Source organism: Agreia sp. Leaf283 (assembly GCF_001422485.1).
Classification (GTDB): domain Bacteria; phylum Actinomycetota; class Actinomycetes; order Actinomycetales; family Microbacteriaceae; genus Agreia.
In genome coordinates this window covers 74,165-90,080 of the sequence record NZ_LMNF01000004.1, presented here as the reverse complement: position 1 = coordinate 90,080, position 15,916 = coordinate 74,165, and the positions used below count along the sequence as shown (strand labels likewise).

At 66.1% G+C, this 15,916-nt stretch carries 10 protein-coding genes and 2 tRNA genes; 10 read left to right on the top strand and 2 right to left on the bottom strand.

The window, feature by feature from the left end; all coding sequences use genetic code 11:
- Positions 1 to 49: 49 nt before the first annotated feature.
- The 6 genes from gyrB to ASF51_RS16605 all read left to right on the top strand — a co-directional run bounded on the left by gyrB (position 50) and on the right by ASF51_RS16605 (position 6,039).
- The gene (gene gyrB, locus ASF51_RS16630; protein WP_055932574.1) at positions 50 to 2,023 is read left to right on the top strand and encodes a DNA topoisomerase (ATP-hydrolyzing) subunit B; all 1,974 of its coding nucleotides are present in this window, start codon (positions 50 to 52) and stop codon (positions 2,021 to 2,023) included.
- A gap of 112 nt (positions 2,024 to 2,135) precedes the next feature.
- On the top strand, positions 2,136 to 4,724 hold the full coding sequence (gene gyrA / locus ASF51_RS16625) for a DNA gyrase subunit A (protein WP_055932571.1): 2,589 nt from the start codon (positions 2,136 to 2,138) through the stop codon (positions 4,722 to 4,724).
- Entirely contained in the window at positions 4,717 to 5,124 is a 408-nt protein-coding gene (locus ASF51_RS16620) for a DUF3566 domain-containing protein (RefSeq protein WP_055932568.1), read from the top strand. The genes gyrA and ASF51_RS16620 overlap by 8 nt, the downstream gene beginning before the upstream one ends.
- A 76-nt stretch (positions 5,125 to 5,200) precedes the next feature.
- Positions 5,201 to 5,274 (top strand) — tRNA-Ile (locus ASF51_RS16615).
- Between the two features lie 31 nt (positions 5,275 to 5,305).
- Positions 5,306 to 5,378, top strand: a tRNA-Ala gene (locus ASF51_RS16610).
- 127 nt (positions 5,379 to 5,505) lie between these two features.
- Entirely contained in the window at positions 5,506 to 6,039 is a 534-nt protein-coding gene (locus ASF51_RS16605) for a hypothetical protein (RefSeq protein ID WP_055932565.1), read from the top strand.
- A gap of 1 nt (position 6,040) precedes the next feature.
- Here the strand turns inward: ASF51_RS16605 and ASF51_RS16600 are convergent, their stop codons facing one another.
- Complete coding sequence (locus ASF51_RS16600) at positions 6,041 to 7,078, bottom strand: LacI family DNA-binding transcriptional regulator (protein ID WP_055932562.1); 1,038 nt, start codon at positions 7,076 to 7,078, stop codon at positions 6,041 to 6,043.
- A 344-nt stretch (positions 7,079 to 7,422) separates the two neighbouring features.
- Here ASF51_RS16600 and ASF51_RS16595 point away from each other — a divergent pair, with 344 nt between their 5' ends.
- Together ASF51_RS16595 and ASF51_RS16590 are read left to right on the top strand one after the other, a co-directional pair.
- Entirely contained in the window at positions 7,423 to 13,206 is a 5,784-nt protein-coding gene (locus ASF51_RS16595) for a GH92 family glycosyl hydrolase (RefSeq protein ID WP_200926152.1), read from the top strand.
- A 57-nt stretch (positions 13,207 to 13,263) separates the two neighbouring features.
- Complete coding sequence (locus tag ASF51_RS16590; RefSeq protein ID WP_055932559.1) at positions 13,264 to 13,698, top strand: NUDIX hydrolase; 435 nt, start codon at positions 13,264 to 13,266, stop codon at positions 13,696 to 13,698.
- 63 nt (positions 13,699 to 13,761) lie between these two features.
- Here the strand turns inward: ASF51_RS16590 and ASF51_RS16585 are convergent, their stop codons facing one another.
- Complete coding sequence (locus ASF51_RS16585; RefSeq protein WP_055932556.1) at positions 13,762 to 14,271, bottom strand: hypothetical protein; 510 nt, start codon at positions 14,269 to 14,271, stop codon at positions 13,762 to 13,764.
- Positions 14,272 to 14,415: 144 nt separating this feature from the next.
- Here ASF51_RS16585 and ASF51_RS16580 point away from each other — a divergent pair, with 144 nt between their 5' ends.
- Positions 14,416 to 14,955, top strand: a complete 540-nt coding sequence (locus tag ASF51_RS16580) for a peptidylprolyl isomerase (protein WP_055932553.1) — start codon at positions 14,416 to 14,418, stop codon at positions 14,953 to 14,955.
- Between the two features lie 30 nt (positions 14,956 to 14,985).
- Complete coding sequence (locus ASF51_RS16575; RefSeq protein ID WP_055932551.1) at positions 14,986 to 15,831, top strand: rhomboid family intramembrane serine protease; 846 nt, start codon at positions 14,986 to 14,988, stop codon at positions 15,829 to 15,831.
- The last annotated feature ends 85 nt before the right edge of the window (positions 15,832 to 15,916 follow it).

Genomic DNA, 15,916 nt, shown 5'->3' with positions numbered 1-15,916 from the left:
GTCGCCTTCCTGACTGACATCGAGGCGGCACTGAGGAGCCCATTTCTATATGTCTGAATCAGACAAAGTGAACCCCGACAGCGAGTACGGCGCCGACCAGATCCAGGTGCTCGAAGGCCTTGAAGCGGTTCGCAAACGTCCGGGTATGTACATCGGATCGACCGGACCCCGCGGACTGCATCACCTGGTCTACGAGATCGTCGACAACTCGGTCGACGAGTCTCTGGCAGGGTACGCAGACACCATCTCCGTGGTCATGCGACGCGACGGCGGCATCCAGGTCACCGACAACGGCCGTGGCATCCCCGTCGACATGCACCCCGTCGAGAAGAAGTCCACCGTCGAGGTCGTGCTCACGATCCTCCATGCCGGTGGCAAGTTCGGCGGCGGCGGCTATGCCGTGTCCGGCGGCCTCCACGGCGTGGGCAGCTCGGTCGTCAACGCGCTCTCGAGCGAACTCGAGGTCGAGGTGCGTCGCCAGGGCAACGTCTACCGTCAGAGCTATCGCAACGGCGTTCCCGAGGCGCCGCTGTCGAAAGACGAGTCCACCACCGAGACCGGCACGCGCATCACCTTCTGGCCGAGTGCCGAGACGTTCGAGTCCATCGAGTTCGACTACGAGACTCTCCGTGCCCGGTTCCAGCAGATGGCCTTCCTCAACAAGGGCCTCAGCATCAGCCTCACCGATGAGCGCGCGACCGCCGGCGACGACGGCGAGCCCGTCGCGGTCACCTATCTCTACGAGAAGGGGCTCCAAGACTATGTGGAGTACCTGAACCGGGCGAAGAAGAACGACCTCGTCAACGAGGAGATCATCTCGTTCGAGCAGGAGGACACGGTGCGCAAGATCGCACTCGAGGTCGCCATGCAGTGGACCACCGGGTACACCGAGAGCGTGCACACCTACGCCAACACGATCAACACGCACGAGGGCGGCACCCACGAAGAGGGCTTCCGGGCCGCTCTCACCACCCTCGTCAACAAGTACGCGCGCGAGAAGGGAATCATCAAAGAGAAAGATGACAACCTCTCGGGCGACGACGTGCGCGAAGGGCTGACCGCGGTCATCTCCATCAAGCTGGCAGAGCCGCAGTTCGAGGGTCAGACGAAGACCAAGCTGGGCAACACCGAGGCCAAGGCCTTCGTGCAGCGCGTCGTGGGTGTCGAGCTGACCGACTGGTTCGACCGCAACCCCACGCAGGCCCGCGACATCATCCGCAAGGCGATCCAGGCATCCCAGGCCCGCCTCGCCGCCCGCAAGGCGCGCGAGCAGACCCGTCGCAAGGGACTGCTCGAGGGCGGCGGCATGCCCGGAAAGCTTAAGGACTGCTCGAGCCGCGACCCCGAGAAGAGCGAGATCTTCATCGTCGAGGGAGACTCGGCCGGCGGTTCCGCCATCCAGGGCCGCAACCCCGAGACCCAGGCCATCCTGCCGCTGCGCGGCAAGATCCTGAACGTCGAGAAGGCCCGCCTCGACCGCGCCCTCGGCAACAACGAGGTTCAGGCCATGATCACCGCGTTCGGCGCGGGCATCGGCGAGGACTTCAACCCCGACAAGGCGCGGTACCACAAGATCGTGCTCATGGCCGATGCCGACGTCGACGGCCAGCACATCACCACGCTGCTCCTCACCCTCGTGTTCCGCTACATGCGCCCGCTCATCGAACTCGGCTACGTCTACCTCGCCATGCCGCCGCTCTACCGTCTCAAGTGGACGAATGCGGCCCACGAGTACGTGTACTCCGACATCGAGCGCGACGCCCTGCTCGTGAGCGGCCAGGCCGCGGGCAAGCGCATTCCGAAAGACAACGGAATTCAGCGCTACAAGGGTCTCGGCGAGATGGACTACCGCGAGTTGTGGGACACCACCATGGACCCCGACACGCGCACCCTCCGCCAGATCACGCTCGACGATGCCGCGGCCGCCGACGAGATCTTCTCGACCCTCATGGGCGAAGACGTCGAGTCACGAAGAAACTTCATCCAGAAGAACGCCAAAGACGTTCGCTTTCTCGACATCTGACGCTCGACATCCAGTCCGCCCAGCCATATCCGTTCCCTGAGCCTGTCGAAGGGCTCCGTGGCACACAGGCCAGCGACAAAGGCCAGCGACCAAGGAAAAGAAGTAGAAGTACATGACTGACGACACCACGGGCGACATCCCCCAGGCCCCCGACTCCTCCGGTGCGACGACCGACCGCATCGAACAGGTCGACCTGCAGCTCGAGATGCAGCGCTCCTACCTCGACTACGCCATGAGCGTCATCGTTGGCCGGGCGCTTCCCGACGTGCGCGACGGGCTCAAGCCGGTGCACCGCCGGGTCATCTATGCCATGTACGACGGCGGCTACCGCCCCGACCGCGCGTTCTCCAAGTCGGCCCGTGTGGTCGGCGAGGTCATGGGTCAGTTCCACCCCCACGGCGACACGTCGATCTACGACGCGCTCGTGCGTCTCATCCAGCCCTGGAGCCTGCGTTACCCGCTCGCCCTCGGCCAGGGCAACTTCGGCTCGGCCGGCAACGACGGCGCCGCCGCGCCTCGTTACACCGAGACCAAGATGGCCCCGCTCGCGCTCGAGATGGTGCGCGACATCCAGGAAGAGACCGTCGACTTCCAGGACAACTACGACGGCCGCACGCTCGAGCCCGTCGTCCTCCCCGCGCGCTTCCCGAACCTGCTGGTCAACGGTTCCGTGGGAATCGCGGTCGGCATGGCCACCAACATCCCGCCGCACAACCTGCGCGAGGTCGCCGCAGGCGCCGTGTGGGCGCTCGAGAACCCGGATGCGTCGCGCGAAGAACTGCAGGACGCGCTGATCCAGCGCATCAAGGGCCCCGATTTCCCCACGGGCGCGCAGATCCTCGGAACCAAGGGCATCCACGATGCCTACCGCACGGGCCGCGGATCGATCACGATGCGGGCCGTCGTCAACGTGGAAGAGCTGCAGGGTCGCACCTGCCTGGTCGTCACCGAGCTGCCCTACCAGGTCAACCCCGACAACCTGGCGATCAAGATCGCCGACCTCGTCAAAGACGGCAAGGTCGGCGGCATCGCCGACATCCGCGACGAGACCTCGGGTCGCACCGGCCAGCGTCTCGTCATCGTGCTCAAGCGCGACGCCGTGGCCAAGGTCGTTCTCAACAACCTCTACAAGCACACCTCTCTTCAAGAGAACTTCGGCGCCAACATGCTGGCGATCGTCGACGGCATTCCGCGCACGCTCTCGATCGACGGCTTCATCAGCGAGTGGGTCTCGCACCAGATCGACGTCATCGTGCGACGCACGATGTTCCGCCTGCGCGAAGCGCAGGAGCGCATGCACATCCTGCAGGGCTACCTCAAGGCCCTCGACGCGCTCGACGAGGTCATCGCCCTCATCCGCCGCTCCAACACGGTCGAGGACGCCCGCGACGGTCTGATGCAGCTGCTCGACATCGACGAGCTGCAGTCGCGTGCCATCCTCGAGATGCAGCTCCGCCGTCTGGCCGCCCTCGAGCGCCAGAAGATCATGGACGAGGCCGACGCGCTGCAGGTCAAGATCGACGAGTACAACGTCATCCTGGGCTCGCCCGCCCGCCAGCGAGAGATCATCGTCGAGGAGCTCGGCGAGATCGTCGACAAGTACGGCGACGACCGGCGCACCGAGATCGTCTTCGGTTTCGACGGCGACATGAACATGGAAGACCTCATTCCCGAAGAGGAGATGGTGGTCACGGTCACGCGCGGCGGCTACATCAAGCGCACGCGCAGCGACAACTACCGCAGCCAGCACCGCGGCGGCAAGGGAGTCAAGGGCGCACAGCTGCGTGCCGACGACGTCGTGGAGCACTTCTTCGTGACGACCACGCACCACTGGCTGCTGTTCTTCACGAACAGGGGTCGGGTCTACCGCGCCAAGGCGTACGAGCTGCAGGAGGCGGGACGCGACGCCAAGGGCCAGCACGTCGCCAACCTGCTCGCCATGGCTCCCGACGAGCAGATCGCACAGGTCCTCGACATCCGCGATTACGAGGCGGCCAAGTACCTCGTGCTCGCCACTCGAGGCGGTCTCCTCAAGAAGACGGCGCTCGACGAATACGACACCAACCGCACGGGTGGAATCATCGCGATCAACCTGCGCGAGGGCGACGAGCTCGTGTCGGCCCTTCTGGTCGAAGAAGACAGCGACGTGCTGCTCGTCTCGAAGAAGGGAATGTCGATCCGCTTCACGGCGTCGAACGACTCGCTTCGCCCCATGGGTCGCAGCACAGCCGGCGTCATCGGCATGAAGTTCCGCAGCGACGACTATCTGCTCGCGGCATCGGTCGTCTCGGAGGAGGGCTACGTGTTCGTGGTCACCGAGGGCGGCTTCGCCAAACGCACCCACGTCGAGCAGTATCGCGTGCAGGGCCGCGGCGGACTCGGCATCAAGGTGGCCAAGCTGCAGGAGGCCCGAGGCGATCTCGCGGGCTCGCTGATCGTCGAGGAGGACGACGAGGTGCTTGTGGTTCTTGCCAGCGGCAAGGTGGTACGCTCTGCCGTGGCCGAAGTACCCGCCAAGGGCCGTGACACCATGGGTGTCGTCTTCGCCCGTTTCGCAGACGAAGACAGAATCATCGCTCTCGCAAAGAACACAGAACGAAACCTCGACGCCGAAGCGGCGTCGGATAGTGTTCCAGAAAGCGCCGCCGCCGCACAGGGCGAATCAGAGCCCGACGGAAAGGAAGAATCGACGAATGAGTAATGTCGCCGAGAAACTCGCGAAGAAATCGTCGCGCCCCGCAGCCACCAAGCAGGTGCGGCTCAAGCTGGTCTACGTCGACTTCTGGTCGATCCTCAAGCTGTCGTTCCTCTTCGCGGTGATTCTCGGAATCATCACGATCGTCGTGTCGTTCCTCGTCTGGTCGCTGCTCAACCAGACCGGCGTCTTCGACCAGGTCAACGGTCTCTTGAAAGACATCGCGGGCCAGGACAACTTCGACCTCTTCGACTTCGCATCACTGTCGCAGGTCATGGGCTTCGCGGTGATCGTGGCGATCCTGAACGTGATCGTCGTGACCGCGCTCGGCGCCATCAGCGCCGTTCTGTACAACCTCGCAACCAAGATCACGGGCGGAATCCTGCTCGGCTTCACCAGCAAGTAAGACACAGACTTCCCATCCGAGTCCGCTCGGTTTGGGGAAACGGGTGCAGGTGGGATAACCTACTATCTGCCCATCCGGGGGTATAGCTCAGGCGGTTAGAGCGCTTCGCTGATAACGAAGAGGTCCGTGGTTCAAGTCCACGTACCCCCACGAGAGGCTTTCACAAGAAGTCTTCTCACCCGGGGCCTTAGCTCAATTGGCAGAGCACCTGCTTTGCAAGCAGGGGGTTAGGAGTTCGATTCTCCTAGGCTCCACAGCACTAATGAAAAACACAGCAGTTCTCGAAACTGGTGGATCGAAATGGCCTTGAGGCGAAAATCCGATCGGAAGCGAAAGCGGCCGAAGGATTCGCCCGAGGCCATTTCCGTTTCCGAAGAGGCCGTGCAGCGAGCCGTCGACGAGGGCCTCCTCATCGCCCGCTTCGCCGTGGTCATGGATGTGAAGAACCACATCATCGTGAGTGCGCTGCGGCATGACGAGCCCTTCGACGCCGACGCGACGGGCCGCGAGGTGCGGCAGTCGCTCGTGCGTCTCGCCGCCGAGCAGTCGGACTACGCCGATCGCGTCACCGACGTGCTGCGCGAGCGGGCCGCGAGGGCCCGAGGCAGCGTGAAGCACGAACACGACTATCACCCCGAAGACCTCGCAAGCCTTGACCTGCGCCACGCCGTGTACTCGCGGGTGGCCACAGAGCTCAAGCGACTCTCAGACGACGACGGGTACGTCGGCGAGATCGTCGAGACGGCGAGACAGGATGCGTGGGGCGAGCTGGGTGGCGCCGTCGAGTCCCGACTCGACAGGCTCCCCAAGCCGCCGGTGAGAAACGCCGACTACGAGCGCAACCGCACCCGTCGCATCCGCACCCTGATCGACGTCGACCTGGCGGCCCTCAAGAAGCAGATGGACGACATCTGACTCAGCGGGCAGCGAAGGGCCCGGGTCGCTCGGCAGAACCGCGGGGGATGAGCCTTGTGGCGAGCTGCACGCGCTGCACGGGCGACGTGTCGCCGGTGATCCGACGGAACAGCAGCTCGGCGGCGATGCGGCCCACCGCGGAGGCGTCCTGGGCGATAACGGTGATGCCGGGGTTCAAGACGTCGCTCAGTTCGAAGTCGTCGAAGCCGAGGAACGCGAGGCGGTCGCTCCGGTCGCGCAGGGCGCGGAGCAGCCGAACGCTCCAGCGGTTGTTGCCGCTGAACAGGGCGGTCGGCGCGTCGGGGCCCGCAAGCACACGATCGAGCAGTTCGCTCGTCGGCGCGGTGGAGGGCACCGTCATCACGACAAGTCGGTCGTCGAACGGGATGCCGGCGGCCTCGAGGGCGGCCCGGTACCCGGCGCGGCGCTCCGTGGCGGTGTAGACCGATTCGTCGTCGCCGAAGAAGGCGATGCGTCGGTGTCCGTGCCCGATCAGATGTTCCGTGCCGCGCTGGGCGCCCTCGCGGCTGTCGACGAGCACGGTATCGGCGTCGATGCCGGAGACGGGGCGGTCGACGAACACCATGGAGCTGCCGGCGTCGAGTTCGCTTCGCAGGTAGCCGGCATCTATTCCACCGGCCGGCGCCACGATGAGACCGTCGACACCTCGAGCGCCGAACGACTCGATGAGCGCCCGGGCGCGGAGGGGATCCTCGGCGCTCGACGCGGCGAGGACGACGTGATTCCGTTCGAAGGCGACGTCTTCGACGGCCCGGGTGAGCAGGGAGTAGAACGGGTCGGCGACATCTTCGAGAACCAGGCCGATGGTGGCCGTCGTTCCCTGGCGCAGCTGGCGTGCGTACTCGTTGCGACGGAATCCGAGGGTCTCGATGGCGCGGGTGACCCTCTCGAACTTGTCGGGACGCACATGGTCGAGTCCGTTGACGACCCGCGAGACGGTCTTGAGGCTGACCCCCGCGTGGGCCGCGACGTCGTTCATCGTCGGCCGTGATCGGCGGGGTGAGGAGACATCGTCCATGCGGTACAGGTTAGGGCACGCGGGTGATCGGGCCAGAGAAATGACAGCGTTGTCACAATTCAGGCCATATCGTCCGTCAGATCTTCCCTATCGTGGGACTGATGGGGTGATAAATCCTCGAATAAGCCCGGAAATATGCCGATCAAGCGCGGGCCGATAAAAAGACAACGTTGACAACAACGGATCGAGAACATAGGTTTCGATGAGCGACCGGCTCTCGGGCCCGGGCGCATCGAAGAGATTCCTCTGCCATTCATCGTCGAAAGGCCGTTATGCCGGCGCAGCACCACCCCCGTCGTCCTGGGACCAGCTCCCACTCGCTTCGCCGATCGGTCTCTCTGACCGTGGCCGCTGCATTGCTGGGAGCCGGTCTCGTACCGCTGGCGGTCGCCGCTCCCGCGTACGCGGCAGGGGAGCAGGACTTCTCCACGTCTTTCGAACCGACCGAGCAGGCGAAGCCCTACTCCGACAGGGTCGAGCTCGGCGCAGACGACGCTCCGCTCCAACTGAACGTGGCGGGCGAGGCGCCGGGCAGCGTACTGCCGAGCGTCAGCACCGTCTCCGCCAGCGCGCAGAATGCGCCGAACGAGGCGGCGATCTTCGCCGCCGACGGCGACCAGGGCACCAAGTGGCTCGCTTTCGCGAACAAGGCCTGGCTGCAGTACGACCTCTCACAGAGCCTCACGGCCGTCACCTACAGCCTCGTGTCGGGTGGAGACGCACCCGAGCGCGATCCGCGCGACTGGCGCGTGCTCGGCTCGAACAATGGCACGGACTGGACCGTCGTCGACGCCCAGACCGGACAGTCGTGGGCTGCGGGCGACCGCGGTGTGCGCAAGAGCTACACGGTCGCGACGCCGGCGGCCTTCAGCACCTACCGCCTCGACATCTCGTCGAATCAGTCGGGCGGTCTCATCCAGCTGGCCGACTGGGACCTGATCTCGAGCGAGAACGCGAGTGAGGGCGACGCGCCCATCACCACCACGATCGGCACCGGGCCGAGTTCGGGGTACAACATGAAGGCCCGCATGGGCTTCACGGGCGCCCACTCGCTCAAGTACTCGGGTCACCACACGAACGCGGGCGAGGGCTACGCCACGAACCGACTCTTCGACGTCTCGATTCCGGTGGCGGAGACCACCCGTCTGTCCTACAAGATCTTCCCCGAGTTCACGGGCAACGATCTGCAGTACCCGTCGACGTACACGGCCGTGAACCTGCACTTCACCGACGGCTCCAGCCTCTCCGACGTCGCTCCTGTCGACTCCTACGGCGTCGGTGCGACGGCGCTCGGCCAGGGTCAGGGCAAGATCCTCTACACGAACCAGTGGAACAGCGTGCAGATCGACGTGGGGGCCGTCGCGGCGGGCCGCACGATCGATGCCATCCAGCTCTCCTACGACAACGATGGGGCCGAGGCCGACACCGCCTTCCAGGGCTGGATCGACGACATCGACATCGAGGCCGAGCCCGTCGCCATCGACGGGACGAGCCTGACGCACTACGTCGACACCCGGCGCGGCACCAACTCCTCCGGCTCCTTCTCGCGCGGATCGAACGAGGTCATCACCGCGGTGCCCAATGCCTTCAACTTCCTCGTTCCGGTGACCAACGCCGAGGCCACCTCCCGCGAGTACTCGTATCAGCAGGAGAACGACGACTCGAACCGTACGCGCTTCGAGGGCCTCGGTGTCTCGCACGAGCCCAGCCCCTGGATGGGAGACCGCAATCAGTTCTCGGTCATGCCGGTCGCCGGCGCATCCGCCCCGAACGGCAACTGGCACGCCCGAGGCGCCACCTTCAGCCACGACAACGAGACGGCGCAGCCCGACTACTACGGCGTGACGCTCGACAACGACGTGCGCGCTGAGATGACTCCCACCAACCGGGGCATGGTCATGCAGTTCACCTTCCCCGGCGACTCGGGCAGTGCTGTCCTCGATTCGCCCACCGGAGACGGGTCCTTCACGATCGACGCGGCCACCGGCTCCGTGACCGGCTGGATCGACCACGGATCAGGATTCATCGCGGGACAGAGCCGCATGTTCGTCTCGGGCTCGTTCGACCAGAAGCCCACGACCACCGGTACGGCGGACGGCGGCCGCGCACTCACCAAGTACGCCACCTTCGACACGTCGGCGAACAAGACGGTGACGCTGCGTCTCGCCACGTCGCTCATCAGCCTCGATCAGGCGGCCAAGAACCTGGCCCAGGAGGTCGGCGACCAGTCCTTCGACGCCGTACGGGCATCCGCTCAGCAGATCTGGAACGACCGGCTCGGTGTCGTCACGGTGGAGGGAGCCTCGGAGACCGAGCTGACGACCCTGTACAGCAATCTGTACCGCCTCAACGTCTACCCGAACGCGCAGTTCGAGAACACGGGAACCGTCGAGGCTCCGGAATACAAGTACGCGAGTCCGGTGAGCACGCCCACTTCTTCGAGCTCGGCCACCACGACGGGCGCCAAGGTCGTCTCCGGAAAGATGTACGTCAACAACGGCTTCTGGGACACCTATCGCACGGTGTGGCCCGCCTACTCGCTGCTGTATCCGGATGTCGCCGCCGAGCTCGTCGACGGATTCACCGACCAGTACCGCGACGGCGGCTGGATCGCCCGGTGGTCGTCGCCCGGCTACGCCAACATCATGACCGGAACCAGCTCCGACGTGTCGTTCGCCGACGCCTATCTGCGCGGCGTGAAGCTGCCGGATGCGCTCGCCACCTATGACGCCGCCCTCAAGAACGCGTCGACGCCGTCGTCGAACGACAACGTGGGGCGCAAGAGCCTGCGTACTTCCACCTTCCTCGGCTTCACCCCCGCGTCGCAGGGCGAGAGCGTGTCGTGGGCGACCGAGGGCTACATCAACGACTTCGGCATCGGCAACATGGCCGCGGCCCTCGCCGCCGACCCGAACACCCCGGAGGAGCGCCGACAGGAGCTGCTGGAGCAGAGCGAGTACTACCTCGACCGCGCCACGAACTACGTGAACCTTTTCGACTCGTCGATCGGCGGCTTCTTCCAGGCCCGCAACGCCGACGGAACGTTCTCCGTTGCCCCCGGCGACTACGACCCGACCACCTGGTGGGGGCCGTACACCGAGACCAACGGCTGGAACTTCGCGTTCCACGCGCCGCAGGACCCGAACGGGCTCGCCAACCTCTACGGCGGAAAGGCCGGCATGGAGGCGAAGCTCGACGAGTTCTTCGGCACCCCGGAGACGTCGCTCGGAGGCATCCACGAAGAGGCCGAGGCCCGCGACGGCCGCTATGGCCAGTGGGGCGTGAGCAATCAGGTGAGCCACCACATCCCGTTCATGTACAACGAGGTCGGCGCTCCCTACAAGGCGCAGGCCATCACCCGCGAGGCTCTGAAGCGCTCCTTCACCGGCAGCGACATCGGCCAGGGCTACCCGGGCGACGAGGACAACGGCGAGATGTCGGCCTGGTACATCTTCAACGCGCTCGGCCTCTACCCGATGCAGACGGGATCGACCGATCTCGTCATCGGATCGCCGCTGTTCACGAAGGCGACGGTGGCCCTGAAAGACGGCAAGTCGCTGGTGATCAACGCCCCGGAGAACAGCACGCAGAACGTCTACGTGCAGTCGGTCAGCCTGAACGGCGAGCCGCAGACCAGCCCCTCGATCGACTCGAACATCCTGTCTCAGGGCGGCAACCTCGACTTCTCGATGGGCGCAGAGCCGTCGTCGTGGGGTGCGGATGGCGAGGGTCTGCCGTCGCTCACCACGGGCGACGCGGTCGCCACACCGCGGGTCGACACGACCGACGCCGGCATCGCCGCGTCGTCGAGCGTCGACGGCGAGAACGTCGCCGCCCTGGTCGACAACTCGTCGGCCACGCAGGTCACGTTCCAGAAGCCCACACCCCAGGTGACCGTCGCGTACTCGGGGGCACGCCAGAGGCCCACCTTCTACACCCTCACCTCGGGAGCGGCGAAGGCGGATCCGTCATCGTGGACCCTCGAGGGAAGCAACGACGGGGTGACCTGGACGGCCGTCGACAGCCGCTCCGGCCAGACGTTCGCCAACCGCAACGAGACCGTGCCGTTCAAGATCGCGGCGCCGGGCACGTTCCAGCAGTTCCGGCTCCAGGTCACAGCGGGGGATGCCACGGTGTCGCTCGCCGAGATCGAGCTGCTCACGAACGGCACGGGTGCCGAGGCGGGCAGCCTGGCGTTCAGCCCGGCTGACGGTCTCACCGCCTCATCGGGAGTGGAGAAGGACTTCGCCCTCGGCATCCTGTCGGGCGGCACCTCGGGCGACTACGCGGCGACGGTCGACTGGGGCGACGGCACCACGTCCGACGCGACGATCGGCGAGGAGAAGGTCGGCAACGTGCCGGTCTCGGCGACGCATGTCTACGCCAAGCCGGGCACCTACCGTGCCACGGTCTCGGCCGTGCGGGGCGAGACCGAGTCGGTGACGGCATCCGTCGTCATCACCGTGGACTATCTCGAGCCCGGCGCGCTGACTGGCGCGTTCGACAGCACCTGCATCGCCGACGACGGCGTGGGCGGAAACTGCGACGCGAAGGGCATCTCGTACCCGAGGCAGGGTCTGAAGGACGGCGGCCTCGAGCAGGGCGTCGAGCACGGGGTGCCGGGAACGGACCTCACCTTCACCCTTCCCGTGGTGCCCGCCGGCCAGCCGGACAACGCGACCGGCAACGGCCAGGTGATCGTTCCCGAGCTGGGCGTCGGAGCGACCGCGTTCTCGTTCATCGGCTCCGCGACGGAGAAGAACCAGGACACGACGGCCACCGTCGCATTCACCGACGGAACGACGGTCGAGACGCCGCTGCAGTTCTCCGACTGGACCAAGGGAGGAAACGCGGGCGCCACGGCGCCCTACGGCAACATCGAGGTCGTGAAGTCGAACTACAGGCTGGTCGGGGCGAACCCGTCGCAGACGGCCTCGTACTTCTTCTCGACGGTGCCGTTCGAGATCCCGGATGGCAAGACGGTCGCGTCGATCACGCTGCCCGTGCAGCCGGGTGAGGCCGGGGTCACCGGTCGCGTGCACATCTTCGCGATCGCCAGCAACGGCGTCGTGCCCGACCTGTCGTTCACCGCGACGGCCGGAGCAGACCTGGCCGGCCTGACGGGCGAGGCCATCCAGGCCCGTCTCGGAACGGTCGCCGTGACCGACGCCGCGACGCCGGCCCCCGGAGCCCGGGTTCAGTGGGGCGACGCGTCGGCCACGGAGGACGTGACGGTCACGGCGGGTGCCGACGGGGGCTATGTGCTCGACGGAACGCACGCCTATGCTGCGCCCGGCGAGTACACGGTGAACGTCACGGTCTACAACGCCAGCGGCACGACGCGGCTCACCCTGAAGGCGGTCGTCACGGCGCCCGAGGTGTACACGCCGACGATCCAGGTGTCGCCGACAGACGACGTCGAGGCCGGAACGGAGCTCACCGTCACCGGATCGGGCTTCGCTCCCGACGAAGACGTGGTGGTCGAGCTGAAGACCCTGCCGAACGGAGCATCCACCACGGTGCGTTCGAACGGATCGGGCGAGATCACCGCCACGATCTCGGTTCCGGATGACGCGGTTCCCGCGCTCTACTCGCTCACCGCCACAGGCGAGACGTCGAAGAACCCCGCCGACAGCACCGTGGTCGTGAACGAACCGCCGGCCCCGCCGGTGGTCTACACGCCGCGCGTGATCGCGAACTCCACAGCGGGCCGCCCCGGAGACGTCGTGGGCCTCGACGGCTCGGGCTTCGCCCCCGGCGAGCAGGTGACGGTGGAGTTCCGCTCGGCACCGGTGACGGTAGCGACCGTCACGACCGACCGGAACGGGATCATGGCCGCGAGCTTCTCGATTCCCGCCGACGCCGAGGTGGGCGACCACACGATCGTCATCACCGGGGCCGCATCGAACGCGCCCGTGGAGATCGCCTTCGCCGTGCTGCCGCCCGTCCTCCCGGGCGACGGAAGCACGGGTGCCGGCGGACCGACCGACCCGGCGGCCATCGGGCACCTGTCGAACACCGGACTCGGCATCCAGCCGCTTGTGGTGCTCGGTGCTCTCGCCCTGGCCGGCATGCTCGCGGGCGGCCTGCTGCTGGTGCTGCGTCGTCGGCGGCGCATGGCCGAGTAGGCCTGGAGCGAATCACCTGCCCGGCGCGTCACCGACGCGCCGGGTAGGTTGGCTCCTATGGATATCCGCGTCGCCGCCTACGCCGTCATCGTTCAGGACGGCCGGATTCTTCTGGCTCACTGGAGCCAGGGCGGCTACTCGGGATGGACTCTGCCGGGCGGCGGCATCGACCCCGGCGAGGACCCGGCCGATGCGGCCGTGCGGGAGATCGCCGAGGAGACGGGATACCGTGCGGAGCTCGGCGAACTGATCGGCGTCGACTCGAAGGTCATCCCCGCCGAGAATCGACTCAGCGGATCCGGGGCGCCGCTGCACGCCCTCAGGATCGTCTACACGGCGGCGATCGTGGGCGGCGAGCTCACGAACGAGCTCGACGGCAGCACCGACGAGGCGGCCTGGTTCGCGCTCGACGACGTCGCGTCGATCGATCGCGTGGACCTCGTCGACGTGGGTCTCCGGATGCGCTCCGCCGCCGAAGCGCGCGTCACGTAGTACAGACGACGAGAGCGGCATCCCGTGTGGGATGCCGCTCTCGACGATGCGTGGGTGTGCTGCCTAGCCGGCGGGCGTCTCCGAGACGGCCTCGTCGTCGGCGATCCACAGCTCGTCATCGGCACGGAGCGTCTGCCACAGGGCGTAGCCGACGCCTGCTGCAGCCACGACGCCGAGCACGATCGCGACGATGCCGCCGACCGGTGCCTTCTTCGGCTGCGTCTTGGCGATGGCGCGCTTGACGGAGGGGTTGTTGGCCACGTGCAGCACGGTCGCGGCGGAGCCGAGGGCGGTGCCCACAGACGGAAGGACGTCGTGCGCGAAGCGGCTGCGCACTTCTTGAGCCGCGAGCTTGGCCCCGGCGACGTTGCGGCCGATGACCGGTCCGATGGAGTCGACGGCGCCGCGGACGCGCGGCACGACCTCTTCGCGGGTCAGGTCGGATGCGTGACCTGCGGCGACACGGGCGATCTGGTTCGCGCGATCAAGGATCTCTTGCTGGTCGAGCCAGAGCTCTTCAGCACTGCCCTTCAACTTCTTGAGCGCCTTGCGACGCTTGCGAGTAAGACTCATTGAAAACCTCCATCAGCGGAACGAGCGCGGTTCCCCCCAATCTTGCCACGCCCACCACTCGCCGCGCACGGCTTGCCCTGATGATCGCCCGCACATACCCTGTGCCTCGTCTGGATGCATGGGTGGGTATGGGAGAATCGATCCATGCCCGCACATACGCACGTCGCAACGTTCACCACCAACCACGGCGCCATCAAGGTCAACCTTTTCGGCAATCAGGCACCGAAGACGGTCGCCAACTTCGTCGGACTCGCCACAGGCGAGATCGAGTGGACCCACCCGCAGACCGGCAAGGTCTCGAAGGACAAGCTCTACGACGGCACGATCTTCCACCGCATCATCCCCGGATTCATGATCCAGGGCGGCGACCCCATCGGCCAGGGAATCGGCGGTCCCGGCTACGCCTTCGACGACGAGATCAGCCCCGAGCTCAACTTCACGCAGCCCTACGTTCTGGCCATGGCCAACGCCGGCCAGCGCGGCGGTCACGGCACCAACGGATCGCAGTTCTTCATCACCACCGGTCCGACGACCTGGCTCCAGGCCAAGCACTCGATCTTCGGCGAGGTCGCCGACGACGAGTCGAAGCGCATCGTCGAGAAGATCGGCGCCGTCGCGACCGACGCGGGCGACCGCCCGCTCGACAGCGTGGTCGTCGAGAGCGTCACCATCGAGGCCGTCTAGGTCTCACCGACACGATAGAGACGAGCGCGGGTGTCCCAGGCTCCGGTGGATGCCGATAACTACTGTTACCGGCATCCCGGTCGACAGAGCTTCGTGCTGTGTCAGCGCTGCGGCAAGACCGTCTGCCCCGAGTGTCAGGTGCAGGCGGCCGTGGGAGTGCACTGTGTCGACTGCGCTCGCCAGAATCGACCCGCGCGCCCGAAGCCGCGCTTCGTCACGGCCTTCCGCAGCACGTCGACCCAGCCGGTCGTCACTTATTCGCTGATCGGCATCGCGGCGTTCTTCTTTGTTCTGCAGAGCGTTCCGGGCATCGGCTCGTCGGTGACCCAGGCCCTGCAGTACGCCGGTGCGTACACGCAGCCCGGCCTCGGGGCGCCGCTCGAGCCCTGGCGCATGATCACCTCGATCTTCATGCACGGCAGCATCTTCCATCTGCTGTTCAACATGTACGCCCTGTTCATCTTCGGTCAGCTGCTCGAGCACACGCTCGGTCGCGCTCGGTACCTCGCTCTCTTCCTGCTGTCGGGGCTCGGCGGCTCGGTTGCCGTCGACCTGATCGCGTCGCCATTCCAGGGCGTCGTCGGCGCCTCGGGCGCGATCTTCGGACTGATGGGCGCCTACTTCGTCATCCAGCGGCATCTGGGCGGCACGAACATCCAGCTGCTGGTGCTCGTCGGCATCAACCTGGTCATCGGGTTCATTCCCGGCCTCGGCATCGCGTGGCAGGCGCACCTCGGCGGTCTGGCCGCGGGCGCTCTGATGGGCCTGATCTTCACGAAGACGCGCAATGTGAGGCAGAAGAACACGCAGATTCTGCTGCTCGTCGCCACCGGTGTGGCGCTCGTGGGGCTGACCGTGGCGAGGGCCCTCGTCTAGCTCACAGAGTTATTAACAGGCTTATACACAGCTGGGGATAATTACACGGGTGTAATTAGGAGTTATCCACAGGCTAGGAAGGCCG

Excerpts from the sequence above, each read along its gene's own strand:
- gyrB (WP_055932574.1), top strand. The coding sequence starts at position 50 with ATGTCTGAATCAGACAAAGTGAACCCCGACAGCGAGTACGGCGCCGAC.
- gyrA (WP_055932571.1), top strand. The coding sequence starts at position 2,136 with ATGACTGACGACACCACGGGCGACATCCCCCAGGCCCCCGACTCCTCC.
- ASF51_RS16620 (WP_055932568.1), top strand. The coding sequence starts at position 4,717 with ATGAGTAATGTCGCCGAGAAACTCGCGAAGAAATCGTCGCGCCCCGCA.
- ASF51_RS16600 (WP_055932562.1), bottom strand. The coding sequence starts at position 7,078 with ATGGACGATGTCTCCTCACCCCGCCGATCACGGCCGACGATGAACGAC.
- ASF51_RS16590 (WP_055932559.1), top strand. The coding sequence starts at position 13,264 with ATGGATATCCGCGTCGCCGCCTACGCCGTCATCGTTCAGGACGGCCGG.
- ASF51_RS16585 (WP_055932556.1), bottom strand. The coding sequence starts at position 14,271 with ATGAGTCTTACTCGCAAGCGTCGCAAGGCGCTCAAGAAGTTGAAGGGC.
- ASF51_RS16580 (WP_055932553.1), top strand. The coding sequence starts at position 14,416 with ATGCCCGCACATACGCACGTCGCAACGTTCACCACCAACCACGGCGCC.